At 34.7% G+C, this 14,821-nt stretch carries 15 protein-coding genes; 12 read left to right on the plus strand and 3 right to left on the minus strand.

What is annotated here, in order from left to right:
- The 5 genes from ABJI11_RS18405 to ABJI11_RS18425 all read left to right on the plus strand — a co-directional run.
- Positions 1-377: FAD:protein FMN transferase (locus tag ABJI11_RS18405; protein ID WP_348355698.1), on the plus strand; the 377-nt coding region annotated here is incomplete at its 5' end.
- Entirely contained in the window at positions 374-583 is a 210-nt protein-coding gene (locus ABJI11_RS18410; protein ID WP_276494152.1) for a DUF4266 domain-containing protein, read from the plus strand. The genes ABJI11_RS18405 and ABJI11_RS18410, both read left to right, overlap by 4 nt.
- Positions 584-605: 22 nt before the next feature.
- Entirely contained in the window at positions 606-1,931 is a 1,326-nt protein-coding gene (locus ABJI11_RS18415; RefSeq protein WP_348355701.1) for a DUF3570 domain-containing protein, read from the plus strand.
- 148 nt (positions 1,932-2,079) lie between these two features.
- Positions 2,080-3,555: a malate dehydrogenase (quinone) gene (mqo, locus tag ABJI11_RS18420; RefSeq protein ID WP_348355704.1), complete on the plus strand. Its 1,476-nt coding sequence runs from the start codon at positions 2,080-2,082 to the stop codon at positions 3,553-3,555.
- A gap of 105 nt (positions 3,556-3,660) precedes the next feature.
- The gene (locus ABJI11_RS18425) at positions 3,661-4,539 is read left to right on the plus strand and encodes a DUF6268 family outer membrane beta-barrel protein (RefSeq protein ID WP_348355707.1); all 879 of its coding nucleotides are present in this window, start codon (positions 3,661-3,663) and stop codon (positions 4,537-4,539) included.
- A gap of 71 nt (positions 4,540-4,610) precedes the next feature.
- Here ABJI11_RS18425 and ABJI11_RS18430 read toward each other — a convergent pair whose 3' ends face one another.
- Both ABJI11_RS18430 and ABJI11_RS18435 read right to left on the minus strand, forming a co-directional pair.
- Positions 4,611-6,815, minus strand: coding sequence for a molybdopterin cofactor-binding domain-containing protein (locus ABJI11_RS18430; RefSeq protein ID WP_348355710.1), 2,205 nt, complete (start codon positions 6,813-6,815; stop codon positions 4,611-4,613).
- A 46-nt stretch (positions 6,816-6,861) separates the two neighbouring features.
- Positions 6,862-7,326 (minus strand): (2Fe-2S)-binding protein, encoded by a 465-nt coding sequence (locus ABJI11_RS18435; RefSeq protein WP_348355713.1) that lies wholly within the window; start codon positions 7,324-7,326, stop codon positions 6,862-6,864.
- A gap of 323 nt (positions 7,327-7,649) precedes the next feature.
- On the opposite strand from ABJI11_RS18435, the gene sbnA reads away from it, so the two are divergent.
- The 5 genes from sbnA (at position 7,650) to raiA (ending at position 12,815) form a co-directional block, all read left to right on the plus strand.
- Positions 7,650-8,663, plus strand: coding sequence for a 2,3-diaminopropionate biosynthesis protein SbnA (gene sbnA, locus ABJI11_RS18440; protein ID WP_348355716.1), 1,014 nt, complete (start codon positions 7,650-7,652; stop codon positions 8,661-8,663).
- A gap of 3 nt (positions 8,664-8,666) precedes the next feature.
- Positions 8,667-10,484 carry an FAD/NAD(P)-binding protein gene (locus ABJI11_RS18445; RefSeq protein ID WP_348355718.1) on the plus strand — a complete coding sequence of 606 codons (1,818 nt, stop codon included), beginning with the start codon at positions 8,667-8,669 and terminating at the stop codon, positions 10,482-10,484.
- Positions 10,441-11,928: a Y4yA family PLP-dependent enzyme gene (locus ABJI11_RS18450; protein ID WP_348355721.1), complete on the plus strand. Its 1,488-nt coding sequence runs from the start codon at positions 10,441-10,443 to the stop codon at positions 11,926-11,928. The genes ABJI11_RS18445 and ABJI11_RS18450 overlap by 44 nt, the downstream gene beginning before the upstream one ends.
- Positions 11,929-12,011: 83 nt before the next feature.
- Entirely contained in the window at positions 12,012-12,410 is a 399-nt protein-coding gene (locus ABJI11_RS18455; RefSeq protein WP_348355724.1) for a VOC family protein, read from the plus strand.
- Between the two features lie 102 nt (positions 12,411-12,512).
- Complete coding sequence (gene raiA / locus ABJI11_RS18460; protein ID WP_348355727.1) at positions 12,513-12,815, plus strand: ribosome-associated translation inhibitor RaiA; 303 nt, start codon at positions 12,513-12,515, stop codon at positions 12,813-12,815.
- A gap of 172 nt (positions 12,816-12,987) precedes the next feature.
- On the opposite strand, the gene ABJI11_RS18465 is transcribed toward raiA, so the two are convergent.
- Positions 12,988-13,440 carry a PA2169 family four-helix-bundle protein gene (locus ABJI11_RS18465; RefSeq protein ID WP_348355730.1) on the minus strand — a complete coding sequence of 151 codons (453 nt, stop codon included), beginning with the start codon at positions 13,438-13,440 and terminating at the stop codon, positions 12,988-12,990.
- A gap of 238 nt (positions 13,441-13,678) precedes the next feature.
- Here ABJI11_RS18465 and ABJI11_RS18470 point away from each other — a divergent pair, with 238 nt between their 5' ends.
- Both ABJI11_RS18470 and ABJI11_RS18475 read left to right on the plus strand, forming a co-directional pair.
- Positions 13,679-13,822, plus strand: coding sequence for a hypothetical protein (locus ABJI11_RS18470; RefSeq protein WP_276494164.1), 144 nt, complete (start codon positions 13,679-13,681; stop codon positions 13,820-13,822).
- 155 nt (positions 13,823-13,977) lie between these two features.
- The coding region (locus tag ABJI11_RS18475; protein WP_348355733.1) for a cell envelope biogenesis protein OmpA at positions 13,978-14,821 on the plus strand (844 nt) is incomplete at its 3' end.

Raw genomic sequence — 14,821 nt, forward strand, 5'->3', positions numbered from 1 at the left:
AACAACCTGATGGTAAAGAGTGGAAGGTTGCCATTACCAACCCTATGGATAAAAACAAAGTCTTTGCATTATTACCAATTACTAATGGGGCGGTGGTGACATCTGGCAATTACGAAAAGTATGTGAATTTTAATGATATAAGATATACCCATATTATTGACCCTCGAAGTGGCTATCCGGCAACGGGTATTATAAGTGTTACTGTATTTGCACCAAAGGCAGAACTGGCAGATGCCTTGGCAACATCTGTATTTGTTATGGGTATAGAGGTTGGTTTAAATAGAATTGAGCAATTGCCACAAGTAGAATGTATTATTATTGATGATAAAGGAAATATTACAGCTTCTAAGAATATTGAAATAAATACCAAAGAATGAAAAAGGTTTTAATTTTTACGTTGATTGCAGCATCGTTTAGTAGCTGTACCGTGTTGAAAGAATACGAGAAAATAAATATTAATGATCCAGATATGGTTCTACAAGATAAAAAAGTAGATAGGAATTTAACCACCATGCATTCTTATAGGGAAGCAGCGGTTGGTGCAAACGGAGGTAAGACTGGTGGTGGCTGCGGCTGTAATTAATATAGAACCTAATTTTTACAAAATGAAAATTTTCAAATTAATAGTTTCTATAGCAGCATTATTCGTGTTTACAGTTAGTCATGCCCAACAAGCAAAAGATTCTGTAAAAACATATAAAAAGCGTGTTTTAGAAACTACGGAAGTGGATTTCTTGACCAGTTATTATTCTCAAGACGGAGACAATGCAGCCGTAAGTGGCGGTTTGGGTACTGAAGATTTAACTGATTTTACGGGCACATTCGTGGTTGCCATTCCGTTGAACGATGATGATGTATTAACTATAGATGCAGGTGTTTCTGCATATACATCGGCTTCTTCAAGTAACGTAGACCCTTTTGATGGTAGTGAACCTGCAGACCCTTTTATAGCAAGTTCTGGTGCTTCTAGTTCAGATACTTGGACAAATATTTCAGGATCATATAGCCATAGTTCAGATGATAGAAATACCATTGTTTCTGGAAAAGTTTCGGTGTCTAGTGAGTATGATTATTTTTCTTTAGGTTTTGGAGGTGGTTTAACAAAGCTGTTCAATGAAAAGAATACGGAAGTCAGCATAAATGCGAATGTTTATTTAGATAGCTGGACGGCTATTTATCCTCAAGAATTAAGACCTTTTGCTAGTGGTGCCAATGGAATAAATAATGGTTTTTTTAGCAATTATACCATCACTGGTAATAGCAATTATAACCCTATATTCAATGAGTTTGATGATGAAACAAGAAATTCATATTCACTGGGCTTTGGCTTTTCTCAAATCTTAAGTAAGAATCTTCAAGGTTCGTTAGCTTTAGATTTTGTACGTCAAGATGGTTTGTTGTCCACCCCGTTTCAACGTGTTTATTTTAGTGATATAGCAGATTCGTTCATTGAAAATTTTCAATTGGCAGATGCCATAGAACAATTACCCGATAACCGTTTTAAGGTCGCTGCAGGTGGGCGTTTAAATTGGTATATTAATGAGACCTTTGTAGTGAGGAGTTTTTACCGTTATTACTATGATGATTGGGGTATTAACTCGCATACCGCCAGTGTAGAGGTCCCAATAAAACTAACGGATCGGTTTACCATATATCCTTCATATAGGTTCTATCAGCAGTCCGCCGCAGATTATTTTTTTGGTTATGAGGAAGCTTTATCTACTGACAACTATTACACATCAGATTATGATTTGTCAAAATATTCAGCAAATCAATTTGGGATGGGAGTTTCGTACACTGATATATTTACAAAAATGCATATCTGGAAACTCGGACTTAAAAGTATAGATGTGAAGTTCTACAAATACGACAGAGATACTACTTTTAGTTCTAGTATCATTACCGCAGGGTTTAAGTTTGTGGTGGATTAAAATTCACTATTGATTAGAAACAAAAAGCAGGTCTATCGGCTTCTTCTTTGTCTTTTGATATATGATTTTAATTTTGACATCGTTCAGAATTAACCAAAAGAAATAGTTAACTTTTCAAGCGTATAAAGCGGTAATAAATTTTATTTTGATGGAAGTGACAAAAGAATACGACCTTATTTGTGTAGGTGCGGGTATCATGAGTGCTACGTTGGCTTTATTGGTAAAACAGTTAAAGCCAGATCTTAAAGTACTGATCGTTGAACGATTAGATAAGGTAGCACAAGAAAGTTCTGCAGCTTGGAACAATGCCGGTACAGGACATTCTGCACTGTGCGAATTAAATTATACTCCGGAAAATGAAGATGGTACAGTTGATATTAAAAAAGCAATTAACATTTGTACCCAGTTTGAAATTTCTAAACAATATTGGTCTTATTTAGTAGCGGAAGGTTTTATAAAAGACCCAAAGTCATTTATAACCCCCGTGCCACATCATAGTTGGGTAAAAGGAAAAGATAATGCCGACTATCTTGAAAATCGTTATAAAGCTTTTAAAGAGCATTTCATGTTCAATTCCATTGAGTTTACCACTGCAAAAGAAAAAATGCAAGAATGGTTCCCTTTAATGATGCATGGTAGAACAGAAGATGAGGTCATGGCAGCTTCTAGAATAAATAGGGGAACAGAAATGAACTATGGCTCACTAACGGAGCAATTATTTGATATTTTAGATAAAGAGTACGATACTAAAGTATTATTTAATACCGAGGTGGAAGATATTGATCCAGATCATGATGTAGAGTGGTTGGTGAAAATGGAAGACCTTATAACGGGAGAGAAAAGTACCGTAGATTCAGAACATGTTTTTATAGGCGCCGGTGGTGGCAGTTTACTGCTGTTGCAAAAAGTAGAAATTGAAGAAAAGGATGGTTATGGCGGTTTCCCAGTAAGCGGGGAGTGGCTGGTTTGTAAAAATCCAGATATCATAAATCAACACAATGCCAAAGTATACAGTAAAGCGGGTATAGGTGATCCACCAATGTCCGTACCTCATTTAGATACTAGGTATATTAAAGGAAAAAGAGAATTACTTTTTGGTCCGTTTGCAGGTTTTAGTCCTAAGTTTTTAAAAGAGGGTTCCAACTTAGATTTATTAAAATCTATAAATTTTGATAACATACCTTCTATGTGGGGCGTGTTTTGGCACAATTTACCGCTAACCAAATATTTGGTAGAACAGGTAGCCATGAGTTTTGAAGATAGAATGGATTCTCTAAGGGCATTTGTAAAAGATGCTAAAAATGAGGACTGGGAAATTATGATAGCAGGTCAACGTGTACAGACCATTAAGAAAGATGAGTTTGAGGGTGGTTCTCTAGAATTTGGAACTCAGTTGGTACATAGTAAAGATGGTAGAATTACCTGTCTATTAGGTGCCTCTCCAGGTGCATCTACTTCCGTGAAGATTATGTTAGATGTATTGGAAAAAGCTTTTCCTGAAATAATGGAGTCTGAGTTAGGTAAAGCTCAACTTAATAAAATGGTTCCTTTTTATAAAAAAGAGGTTACTAAAGATTTGTTCGATAAGGAGCTAGCTCGTGTAACCAATGTTTTAGATTTATAAATGAAATTTATTTAAGATAAATTTATGCTTAATAGCACTAAATCAATACAATAAAAAAATAGAACTTGCATTATCATTATTCAGTACAGATACTACAAAAATTAAATGCGGTTTAAATTACCTTTATTTTTATTCTTCATAATTAGCTTTACATCACAAGCACAACTAAGTGATTTAGCTCGTTTAGATTTTACATTTATACCTAATAAAGGTTCTGATGTAGAATATACGCGGTCAAGATTTCTTGTTAATTACCCGGTAAAACTTAAGAAAGAAGGGCAGTATTTATTTTTAGGAGTAGATTATAGTAATGTACATCTTCGATTTAAAGATGATGAGCTTCCTTTTGATAGGGAGTTATTGAATGATTTTAAACTTTTAGATTTCACCATAGGCTTTACTAAACCATTAAAAAATGGGTGGCGTTTAGGTGCACGTTTTCAGCCAGGTATAAGCACAAATCTTACGGCTAAAAATCTGAATGCTAATGATTTTGTTTTTTCAGGAGATTTGGTTTTTATAAAAAAGTTTGAGAAAGATTTAGAAAAGCCGTCACGTTTAATAGTAGGTCTATCTTATTCACAAAATAGGGGGTATGTTTTCCCTTTACCGTTCATTAGCTATTACAAAAAGTTTAGACCTGATTGGTCGTTTAATATTGGTATTCCAAAGTCTAATTTACAGTATCATTTATCAGATAAACATCGCTTTAAGTTATACACGCAGTTAGATGGTTTTACCTCTAATATTCAAAACGGAGCGTTGGTGAACGAAAATGAATACGCTGAATTAATTAATATGTCTTTGATTAATGGTGGTCTACAGTATGAGTATCATTTCACGGATCACTTGCAATTAGATTTACGTGCAGCTTATAATTTTAACTTGAATAATAAACTAAAAGACGGTAGTAGCAATACCTTGCTTACTATAGATAATGATTCTAGAAGTTATTTTAGGGCAGTATTAAGATTCAAAATTTAAGTACTAGCAATAAATATAAAACGCCGAAATCTAAGATTTTGGCGTTTTAATTTTACAATAGCATAAGGGCATTAACCAATTACCGATTTTTCAGTGATAAATGGTTGATTGTAATGTCTTTGTCCTGTTGACTTATAAAGGGCATTTGCCAATGCACCGATAATTGGTGGCATAGAAGGCTCTCCTAATCCGGTAGGATCAATACCGTTGTCTACAAAAAAGCTTTCTATTTCTTTTGGAGCTTCTTTATGTCTGATTAAGCGATAAGTATCGTAATTTTTATGTTGAGGTTTACCGTCTTTAAATGTCATTTCGCTGTATGTTGCATGACCTATGCCATCAATGATTCCACCTTCAATTTGGTTTTTTGCAGCCATAGGGTTTATAACAATACCACAATCTACGGCACACCAAACTTTATTTACTTTCGGTGATTTTGTATCGGTTGCTAGGTCTAAAACTTGCGCAACATAAGAGTTGTGGCAGTAGTATGCAGAAACTCCTCTTGCAGCTCCGTTTTTCATGCTTCCGTCCCAACCAGCTTTATCTCTCACTAATTTAAGAACACCTGCATAACGTACAGGATCGTAATCGTTCTTTTCAGGTTCACCAACTGGGTTTTTAATTGCTCTATCAAATAGTTCTAATCTAAATTCAATAGGGTCTTTACCAGCAGTTTCAGCAACTTCATCTAAAAAGGCTTGTTCGGCACCGGCAACAAAATTAGAACGTGGGGCTCGCCATGCACCTGTAGTCACATTAGTTTCTAAACTAAATTTTTCAGCTAGGTAGTTATCTACGGCACCTGCGGGAAATCTATTTTCAAAAAGTAAATCGTCATTACTACCCGCACCTTTAACGTGCCATGCAATTAAATTACCGTCTTTATCTAGACCTGCCTTGTATTTTACTTTATAGGTAGGGCGGTAGGTACCTTGGGTCATGTCATCTTCACGAGTATAAACCAACTTTATAGGTGTTTGCATTCGTTGAGATATCACGGCAGCTTCTACACCAAATGTACCATATAGACGACGGCCAAATCCGCCACCCATACGGCTCATTTTAATATCAATTTTCTCAACTGGCATGCCTAGTCTAGATGACAAGGTCTTCTCTAAAAACTCAGGAGTCTGTATAGGTCCGTTGAATAATGCTCTTTCAGCAGTAACATCGGCATAAAAGTTCATTGGTTCCATGGTATTGTGCGCTAAAAAAGGAGCACTGTAGGTGCGTTCTATAACCTTGTCCGCTTTTTTAAATGCACTGGCAACATTACCGTCTTTACGAGCTGGTTGTTTAGAAGAAGTGTTCAATAATTTTATCAATGCTTCGTCATGCCATTCTGTGCTTTCTAGTGCTGATGTTTCTTCCCACGTTACGTTTAGCGCCTTTTTTGCTTGCATACATTGCCAAGTACTTTCACCCACAATAGCTACAAGCTTATTAATGGCACCGGCATCTGACCATTGTTTTTCAGTATCTTCTTTATAGGCATCAATAGGAAAAACATCTTTAATGCCTGGCATAGTTTTTACGTCATCGGCATTCATAGATTTATAGGTCATCCCAAAAGCTGGCGGGTGAACGATCATGGCAATCATCATTCCTTCCTCTTGAATATCTATACCGAACAAAGGTTTACCGGTAACAATATTTGGTCCGTCAACATTACGCTTGTCGGTACCTATAATATCAAAATTACTTGTTTCTTTAAGTTTAACCTCTTCTGGTACAGGTAAAGTAGCTGCTTTAGAAGCCATTTCTCCAAATCCGGTAGAGTTGTTAGATGCGGCGTGACTTATAACACCGGCATTGACCGTAATTTCAGCTTCGTCAACTTGCCAAGCTTCTGCAGCTGCAGCAACTAACATATGCCTTGCTGTTGCACCTGCTATTCTTAGTCCTGACCAACCAACACGAATAGATTGACTACCACCTGCCAATTGTCTTTGAAAAATATCAGTATTTAAAGGAGCTTGTTCTACAATTACATTTTTCCAATCTACACCAAGTTCATCTGCAACGATCATGGGCATAGAGGTTTTTACATTCTGCCCAATCTCTGGGTTTGGAGACATAATAGTCACCATTCCATTATCTCCAATTTTTAGAAAGCTATTGATATCAAACCATTCTTTTGGTATGTTACTAACTTGTTCAGGGGTAGGTTTACATGATGCTAGCCAACTAAATCCTAAAATCATACCGCCACCGGCAAGCGTACCACTTTTTAAGAAAGAACGTCTATTATATGTTGTTTTAATGAGTGTCATCTTTTTGTTTTTTGAAGGTTAAAATCCCAACATTGTGGGGTATAAATTACGCGTTAGAAATACTAGAAGCATTTTTAATAGCTTTCTTAATTCGCGTATAAGTACCACAACGACAGATATTACCGTTCATAGCATTTTCAATTTCAGTATCAGTAGGGTTGGGGTTCTGTTTTAAAAACGCACTGGCATTCATAATTTGACCCGCTTGGCAATACCCACATTGGTACACATCTTCTTCAATCCAAGCCTTTTGAACAGGATGGTCTCCGTTTTCAGATAGACCCTCAATAGTAGTTATAGATTGTTCGCCCACGGCAGAAACCGGTAGCTGACAAGAGCGCACTGCATTATCACCTAAGTGAACGGTACATGCTCCACATTGTGCAATACCGCAACCAAATTTTGTACCTACCAATTTTAAATGATCCCGTAATACCCAAAGCATTGGTGTAGAAGGGTCTACATCTACCTCTTTGCTTTCTCCATTAACTTTTAAACTGAAATTTGCCATTCGTTTTTCCTATTTGTTTGAGTTCTCTGAAATTAGGTATTTTTTTAGAAAAATGCCCGAGATTTAAGAACAAAAAATCTTAAAATTTTCTTGACAACATATTAAGATTGAAATTATTGATTTTTATGTAAGGCGTTGATAATAAGAAGGGTGAAAAGTTTATTGAAAATGTCAATTAAAATGTCGTTTTTCATTTCCCTTTTTGACTTAAAACCGAAAGAGTTATTTAATTATTGAATAGTGATATTCAAAGAGTGTCTATCTAAGTAGTTTTAGCAGCGTGAGCAATCCTTGTTTTCTGAATAACCACTAATCTATTGAATATGATAACACAAAATATTTCTGATACTGTATTTGATTCTATTATAAACACCATTGGTAACACACCATTGGTTCAATTAAATAAAATTTTTAAGCATAATAAATTCAATCTTTTCGGCAAACTTGAAGCTGCAAACCCTGCCGGAAGCATTAAAGACAGAACTTCCCTTTTTATATTGCAACAAGCACTTGCCGATGGCAGAATAAAAAAGGGAGATACGGTCATAGAATCAAGTTCAGGTAATATGGCGGTTGGTCTGGCGCAGGCATGTTTATATTATGGTCTTAAATTGATAGTTGTAGTAGATCCCAAATTAAATTTACACACGGAGAAAATTCTAAATACCTATGGTGCCCGTATAGAAAAAGTCACCGAGCCAAAAGAGGATGGAGGCTTTTTAGCGGCAAGATTAGAGCGTGTTCGATACTTATTAATTAGTATACCAAATAGTTTTTGGTCAAACCAATATGGTAATCAAGACAATCCGTTAACGCATCATAAAACAATGTCAGAGATTATGGATTCTTTAGAGGGTAAATTAGATTACCTATTTGTTGCTACTAGCACATGCGGTACATTAATGGGCTGTGCAGATTATATAAAAGAAAATAATTTGGACACCAAGATAATTGCTGTAGATGCTGTAGGTAGTGTTTTATTTGGTGGTCCGCCTTTAAAAAGATTAATTCCGGGGCATGGCGCGGGTGTACCTTCCCAATTTTTAGATACGGACAAGATTTATGATCATGTATATGTAGATGATGTCGATTGCGCAAGAGGATGCTGGTCATTGCTGGAAAATGAATCAATTTTATGCGGAGGTTCTTCTGGCGGTATGATCAGTGCCGTAAAAAAGTACAGTAAAAAAATAGAAGCAGATAGTAATTGTGCGCTGTTTTTATGTGATCGTGGAGAACGTTATTTAGATACCATCTATAATCAAGACTGGTTATTAAAAGAATTACCGGAAAGTAGAAATGCTTTTACTCCGTTAGGAGGGTGGAAAGTAGCATAATCTATGAATGATAATAGCATATATAATATTGGAATAATAGGCTTTGGACCTAAGGGTTTTTATGGTTTTGAAAGGTTGATAGCGTATTTAAATGAAGCTAAAATTTCCAAAACCGTACAAATACATGTTTTCAATAGCACATCTTATTTAGCATCGGGTGATGTATATAGGTCAGATCAGCCAGAATACTTAATTATGAATTACGCCAATCGTAATATTAATAGTTGGGTATTACAAGAACCTTTTTCATCGGCTACGGAAACTCCGGATTTTGTAACATGGCTTGAAGATAATGGTCATAAGAATACTGCTTCTGGAAAATATGCTCCTAGAGCTCTAGTAGGTAACTATCTGGCAGATTGTTATCAGTATGTATTAGACCATTTGCCAAGTAATGTTCAGGTAGTTACGCATATTGGCACGGTAACTAATATGACAAAACAAAAGAAAAGTTATCAAGTATTTTATAAGGATAAAGCAACCGGTAGACAAGAAGTTGTTACCTGTAACAAGGTTTTATTTACAACGGGGCACCATTCTTTTAAAACTCAGAAAAGCAAAAGTTTCATTTTAAAAAATAAGATTGATTTTATTTATCCTACCAACGAAAAATTAAAGCCTATAACTTCAGGGTCTTTAGTAGCTATAAAAGGTTTTGGGCTAACTGCTATTGACGCAATTTTAGCTTTGACAGAAGGTAGGGGAGGTAATTTTGAAAACAGTGATACAGGCAATTTAAAATATATTTCATCAGGTAATGAGCCTTATAAAATTTATCCGTTCTCTAGAACCGGTGTGCCTATGGTACCAAGAAATGACTCGTCGGCAACTGTTACAGATTTGTATTTTTTAACCGAAGAAGTGGTAACTGAACTTAAGGAAAATAAACCTATTAGTTTTAGTAGTGCGCTTTTACCATTGATCAAGAGAGAATTTTATTTTTCATATTACACGGTATTGTTTAGAAATTATGGTCATCAGTTTTATTTTGACGATGATTTTAAAGTAATGGAAAAACAGGTGAAATATTTTCATGAAGATTACTCTGATTCTCCTGTTTTTAATTGGGAAGCTATAATAAATCCGTTTAAAGAGAAGTCCGTCTTATCAACAAAGGAAATACAAGTTTACCTGCAGTTTTTAATTGATGAAGCTAAAGATGGAGAAGAAAAAAGTCCGTTGATAGCAGCAGTTGCCACATGGCGTAAAATTAGTCCTATATTTAATGAGCTATATAGTTTTGGAGGTTTAGATGCGGTTTCGCACAAGGAATTTGATACGTATTATTTTGGACTGTTCAATAGGTTATCCTATGGTCCGCCAGTTGAGAATATGCAAAAAATAGTAGCGCTTTGTAATGCAGGTATTTTAGATTTCATTTACGCTAAATCTGCAACTATATCTACAAACGATGCCAATAGAAATTTTAGCTTACAAATAGAGAATGGTCAAAGAACCGAAATAAACTATTTGGTAAATGCAACAATTTCCAGGGCTAAGGAAGGTAAGTTTGAAAATGAACTTTATCAGAATTTATTGGAAAATGGACTAATTCGTGAATTTGAAAATAAAACAAAGACGGGTTACAAACCGGGTTGTATAGAAATTAATAAAGCAGGAAATGCTATAGACGGCAATGGTCATGTAAATACCGATATTTCATTTTATGGAACACCTACAGAAGGCATAACCTGCGATAATGATACCTTGTCAAGAACCCGAAACAATTTTGCATCTATTTGGGCAAAATCTACCAGTGAAGCAATTAAAGAGAAAGATGAAAGAACAAAAAATTATAAAAGAAAAGAACATGTATTATAAGGGAAAACCTAAATATCAATTGACACCAAAGACTTCTGAATGGATGCATGAGCTATTCAATGACCAAGGGGTTGTAAGAGGTTTGGTTGAACGATATGGTTCGCCCATAAACATACATCACTTACCATCTTTTAATAACAACTGTGAAAGCTACCAGGAGGTTTTTCAATCTTACGGATTAAAATATAGAATTTTTTATGCCAGAAAAGCTAACAAATCTAAAGGTTTGGTAAAACAGGCATTTGCATCTGGTATAGGTGTGGATACCGCTAGTTTTAAAGAATTGGAACAGTCTCTTGCACTGGGCGGAAATGCTGAAAATTTAGTGCTGACGGCAGCAATAAAGACCCAAGCACAAATAGAATTGGCAATTAACAACGGCGTACCCATTATTTTGGATAATGAAGATGAATGTAGGTTAACCTCAACTACAGCCGCTACATTGAATAAAACGGCAAAAGTTGGATTTAGAATTAGTGGCTTTGAGGTTGATGGGAAGAAACTTTATAGTCGTTTTGGTTTTGATGTAGATGAAGTAATAGATTTTATAGGATCCTATGTTGGTGACGGTAAAACTTTTGATTTATTAGAAGTAACCGGACTTCATTTTCATCTAGATAGTTATTCTACGCATCAGCGAAGTATCAGTTTAATTGCAAGCATTCACATCGTTTCAGCTTTAAAAGAAAAAGGGTACCCCATTTCATTTATTGATATAGGCGGTGGTATTCTAATGAACTATTTAGAGGATGAAAAAGAGTGGACGAATTTTAATGAAAAATTAAAAGATGCTGTATTAAACCAGGATAATGATATTACTTTCAATGATAATGGATTGGGCTTTAGGCTAGAAGATGGTAAGTTGAATGGTAAATTGAATACCTACCCGTACTTTAATAAGATAAATAAAGGTTCTTTTATAAAAGAGGTGCTAGATTTTATGGATGATGCATCGGGGTTATCGGTGGCGTCATTATTACTTAAAAATGATATAGAGATACGCATTGAGCCTGGTCGCTCTTTATTGGACCAAGTGGGAATGACGGTCGCAAAAGTCATCCACCGAAAAAAAGATGCTAAAGGGCAATGGTTGGTTGGTCTAGAAATGAATATGAGTCAGATGATGAGTTCTAGCGCAGATTTTCTGCTAGATCCATTTATGCTTTATAATTCTGAAATTGAGGAAAATGAGCATGTAGATGTATTTTTTACGGGAGCTTATTGTTTGGAAAGAGATGTATTGCTAAAAAGAAAAATAACACTACCTAGATTACCGGCAATAGGGGAGTATGTCGCTTTTGTGAATACGGCAGGTTATATGATGCACTTTTTTGAAACAGAAGCACATCTTTTTGAACTGACTACCAATTTAATTTTTACGGGATCAAATGAAAAATTATCATTTTTTCAATTTATAGATGATAATAAAATTGTGTTGGAATAGCATAATTAAATGCATCAATAACTAAGTGTTTTAAGACAAGGCAAATTTAAGGTATTGGGTAATTTGTATAAAAATTAATTATCATGAAAACACAAGCATATTTAGCCTTCAACGGCAATTGTCAAGAAGCATTGAATTTCTACGGAAACCTGTTCAATGCAGACATTAAAAACAAACAAACATACGAGGATAAGAAGATTGATGTACCGTCATCTTTTCGTCAAAAATTACAACACGCAGAATTAAAAGGTAAAGGTGTACACTTTATGGCATATGATGCTGCACCAGATACACCATTGAATAATGGAAATCAGATTAATATGAGTGTTGATACCAATAATCTAGATGAAGGAAAACAATTGTTTGAAGATTTATCTAGTGGAGGTCAGGTGCATCACGAATTTAGAGAACGAGAATGGGGACATTTTGGTAGATGTACAGATCAATATGGAATAGGGTGGATGGTCAATGTAGATAAGTAGACCAAGTTTTAAAAAGTAATTAAAATTTAAGAGTATAAATAATAAGTATCGAGGCAAAACTCCTTGGAGTTACGCCTCGATTTTTAGATTAAAACAAAACATATGGATATTATATATGAATATGATGGCGTAACAGCTAGTCAAAGATTAGAAAGTTTTGCAGAAGAGAAGTTGAATAAACTACACACAAAGTTCAGTGACATTATTAGGGCCGACGTGTTTTTAAAGCAAGAAAACACATCATCAGATGAAACGGGTATGATCTGTAATATACGTTTAAGCCTACCAGGTCCAAGAATTTTTGCCGAAGCCAGTAATGAAAATTTTGAAGAGTCGGTCAATGAATCTGTAAGTGAATTAGAAAGACAACTGAAAAAGAGAAAAGATAAATTGAAAACTTATTAATACCCTATTATGAAAAAAGCATTAATACTTTATTTTGGCAAAAAGTTTTATAACAACTGGTTAAAGAGAAAACGTGCTGAGCAATCTAATAGAGAAATGAAATAAGAAGTTTGAATAAAGCATAAAAAAAGCCCTTGCAATTTGCAAGGGCTTTTTTATGAATGAATATTATTTATCTATAATCTTCTAAAACTTCAGTAGTCTCTAAATCATTTTGCAGATGTTCTTTCTGTACTCTAATAATTTCTTTTAATCTATGTGGCATCATTACTTCTACCAAGGCATTATCATAATCATTAATTGCAGCTTTATCACCTCTTATGGCTTCTTCTAGCATAGCTTCATCATTATCTTCGGCAAAAAACGCTTTAACGTCCATCCAAGTTCTATGTAATGTTCCTGCGGCACTTCCTTCAATTTCTACACTACCTAACTCAAGCTCAGGAACAGATGCTCTTAATTCTCTTAAAAACTGCATACGATCAATAACTTTTTTTTCAAAGTAGCTTTTAATTCCTACATCTTTAGAATTTTCAGATGCCTTTTCAAATCCTTTAATAGCATCTTCATTTTTACTTATTAAATCTTTTAAGTGATCTTCAATCTTTTTTATATCGGTGTTCATGTTTTAAATTTTACTAGACCCTATGGTCTATGTTAAACAAATTTTCTATTACTAAGATACGGACATAGAACAGCAATGCTTAGCTATATAAAATATCACTTTTGCTCTATTCAATAAGCATTTATATACCATAAACATTGGGCTTAAGTAAGTGTATTGGTATATCATTTTAAGGGATTGAGTTAAGTTGAAATGACTGTTCATATTATTTTGGTCTGGAACAATAAAAAATAATAGAATGGGATTATCACCTTTATTTGGAGTAGCAAAAATGTTAGTAAAAAGTAGAAAATTAAAAATGGCGGCCGTAGGACTGCAGTTAGCTTATTTGGGATACACTTATATTTCGGATAAAAGAAAAAATAAACAGGTAAGAAAATAATTTAAAATTTATTGTAATTGTTTGATTTTTAATTCTTTAAATTGATTTGTCGATTTATTGGTTCATTGAAATTTCAAAAACCTATGAATTTTTATTAATAATCAATTGAATGAGTTACAAGACCTTTGGAGTATTAATCCCCAAAATCTAGTAACATGAACAATTCAATTAAAATTAGCCTTTTGTTTGCTTGCATGGCAACCATGGGCTATGGCCAAGATTTGGCCTACAATGACAACAGCACTACTTTTCAACAAAAAAAGGTTGAAGAAGTAACTAACCGTACAGAGAATTATAATAAACTAAAGACACTTGGTTTTTCTGATGAAGAAATCTTTGAAGATTTAGGGAATGCCAATTTTCTAACCAAAAAATATGCAAATGCATTATACTGGTACGGTAGACTTATGGAAATTTCTGAAGATGGTACATTAAAGAGAAGCTATCAGAAAAGATTTGACCATGCAGTATCTCAATTAGGTAAAGAAGTCCAAAATGAAATTGCCGATGAGAACTGGACGGAGTTGGTAAAAGATGATTATAAGATGACGCGTTCTGTTGTACCATCTAGACTTACCTCTAATAATAGGCGTAATTTTTTACCGTGGAATGGCCAAGGTACAAACAATGAGTTTGCGTCTAATAAAGTAGCTCCAGCAAAGACAGATGGTGAGTATGCACCACCGGTAGCTATTACAAATGGTGGTAGAACTGCATACTACAGTAAAAAAACATACCAAAAACCTACAACTGGTATGTTTTCCAAAAAGAAAGAAGTATATAAAATTTTCAAAGCCGATAAAGTAGGTGGCGAGTGGAAAAAAATTACAGAAGTGGCTGTATGTCCTAGTGATTATTCTGCTAAACACCCCGCAATATCGCCAGATGGTAGTCGTCTATTCTTTGCATCTAATATGCCAGGTACATTTGGCGAGTATGACATCTATGTGGCAACGATCCAGAAAAACGGAATGTTAGGTCAAGCAAAGAACTTGGGTT

Origin of the sequence: Maribacter sp. (genome assembly GCF_039968975.1) — a bacterium.
Taxonomy (GTDB): domain Bacteria; phylum Bacteroidota; class Bacteroidia; order Flavobacteriales; family Flavobacteriaceae; genus Maribacter.

What these genes read in the sequence shown, in the direction of transcription:
- ABJI11_RS18410 (WP_276494152.1), top strand. Translation starts at nt 374, where the DNA reads ATGAAAAAGGTTTTAATTTTTACGTTGATTGCAGCATCGTTTAGTAGC.
- ABJI11_RS18415 (WP_348355701.1), top strand. Translation starts at nt 606, where the DNA reads ATGAAAATTTTCAAATTAATAGTTTCTATAGCAGCATTATTCGTGTTT.
- mqo (WP_348355704.1), top strand. Translation starts at nt 2,080, where the DNA reads ATGGAAGTGACAAAAGAATACGACCTTATTTGTGTAGGTGCGGGTATC.
- ABJI11_RS18425 (WP_348355707.1), top strand. Translation starts at nt 3,661, where the DNA reads ATGCGGTTTAAATTACCTTTATTTTTATTCTTCATAATTAGCTTTACA.
- ABJI11_RS18430 (WP_348355710.1), bottom strand. Translation starts at nt 6,815, where the DNA reads ATGACACTCATTAAAACAACATATAATAGACGTTCTTTCTTAAAAAGT.
- ABJI11_RS18435 (WP_348355713.1), bottom strand. Translation starts at nt 7,326, where the DNA reads ATGGCAAATTTCAGTTTAAAAGTTAATGGAGAAAGCAAAGAGGTAGAT.
- sbnA (WP_348355716.1), top strand. Translation starts at nt 7,650, where the DNA reads ATGATAACACAAAATATTTCTGATACTGTATTTGATTCTATTATAAAC.
- ABJI11_RS18445 (WP_348355718.1), top strand. Translation starts at nt 8,667, where the DNA reads ATGAATGATAATAGCATATATAATATTGGAATAATAGGCTTTGGACCT.
- ABJI11_RS18450 (WP_348355721.1), top strand. Translation starts at nt 10,441, where the DNA reads ATGAAAGAACAAAAAATTATAAAAGAAAAGAACATGTATTATAAGGGA.
- ABJI11_RS18455 (WP_348355724.1), top strand. Translation starts at nt 12,012, where the DNA reads ATGAAAACACAAGCATATTTAGCCTTCAACGGCAATTGTCAAGAAGCA.
- raiA (WP_348355727.1), top strand. Translation starts at nt 12,513, where the DNA reads ATGGATATTATATATGAATATGATGGCGTAACAGCTAGTCAAAGATTA.
- ABJI11_RS18465 (WP_348355730.1), bottom strand. Translation starts at nt 13,440, where the DNA reads ATGAACACCGATATAAAAAAGATTGAAGATCACTTAAAAGATTTAATA.
- ABJI11_RS18470 (WP_276494164.1), top strand. Translation starts at nt 13,679, where the DNA reads ATGGGATTATCACCTTTATTTGGAGTAGCAAAAATGTTAGTAAAAAGT.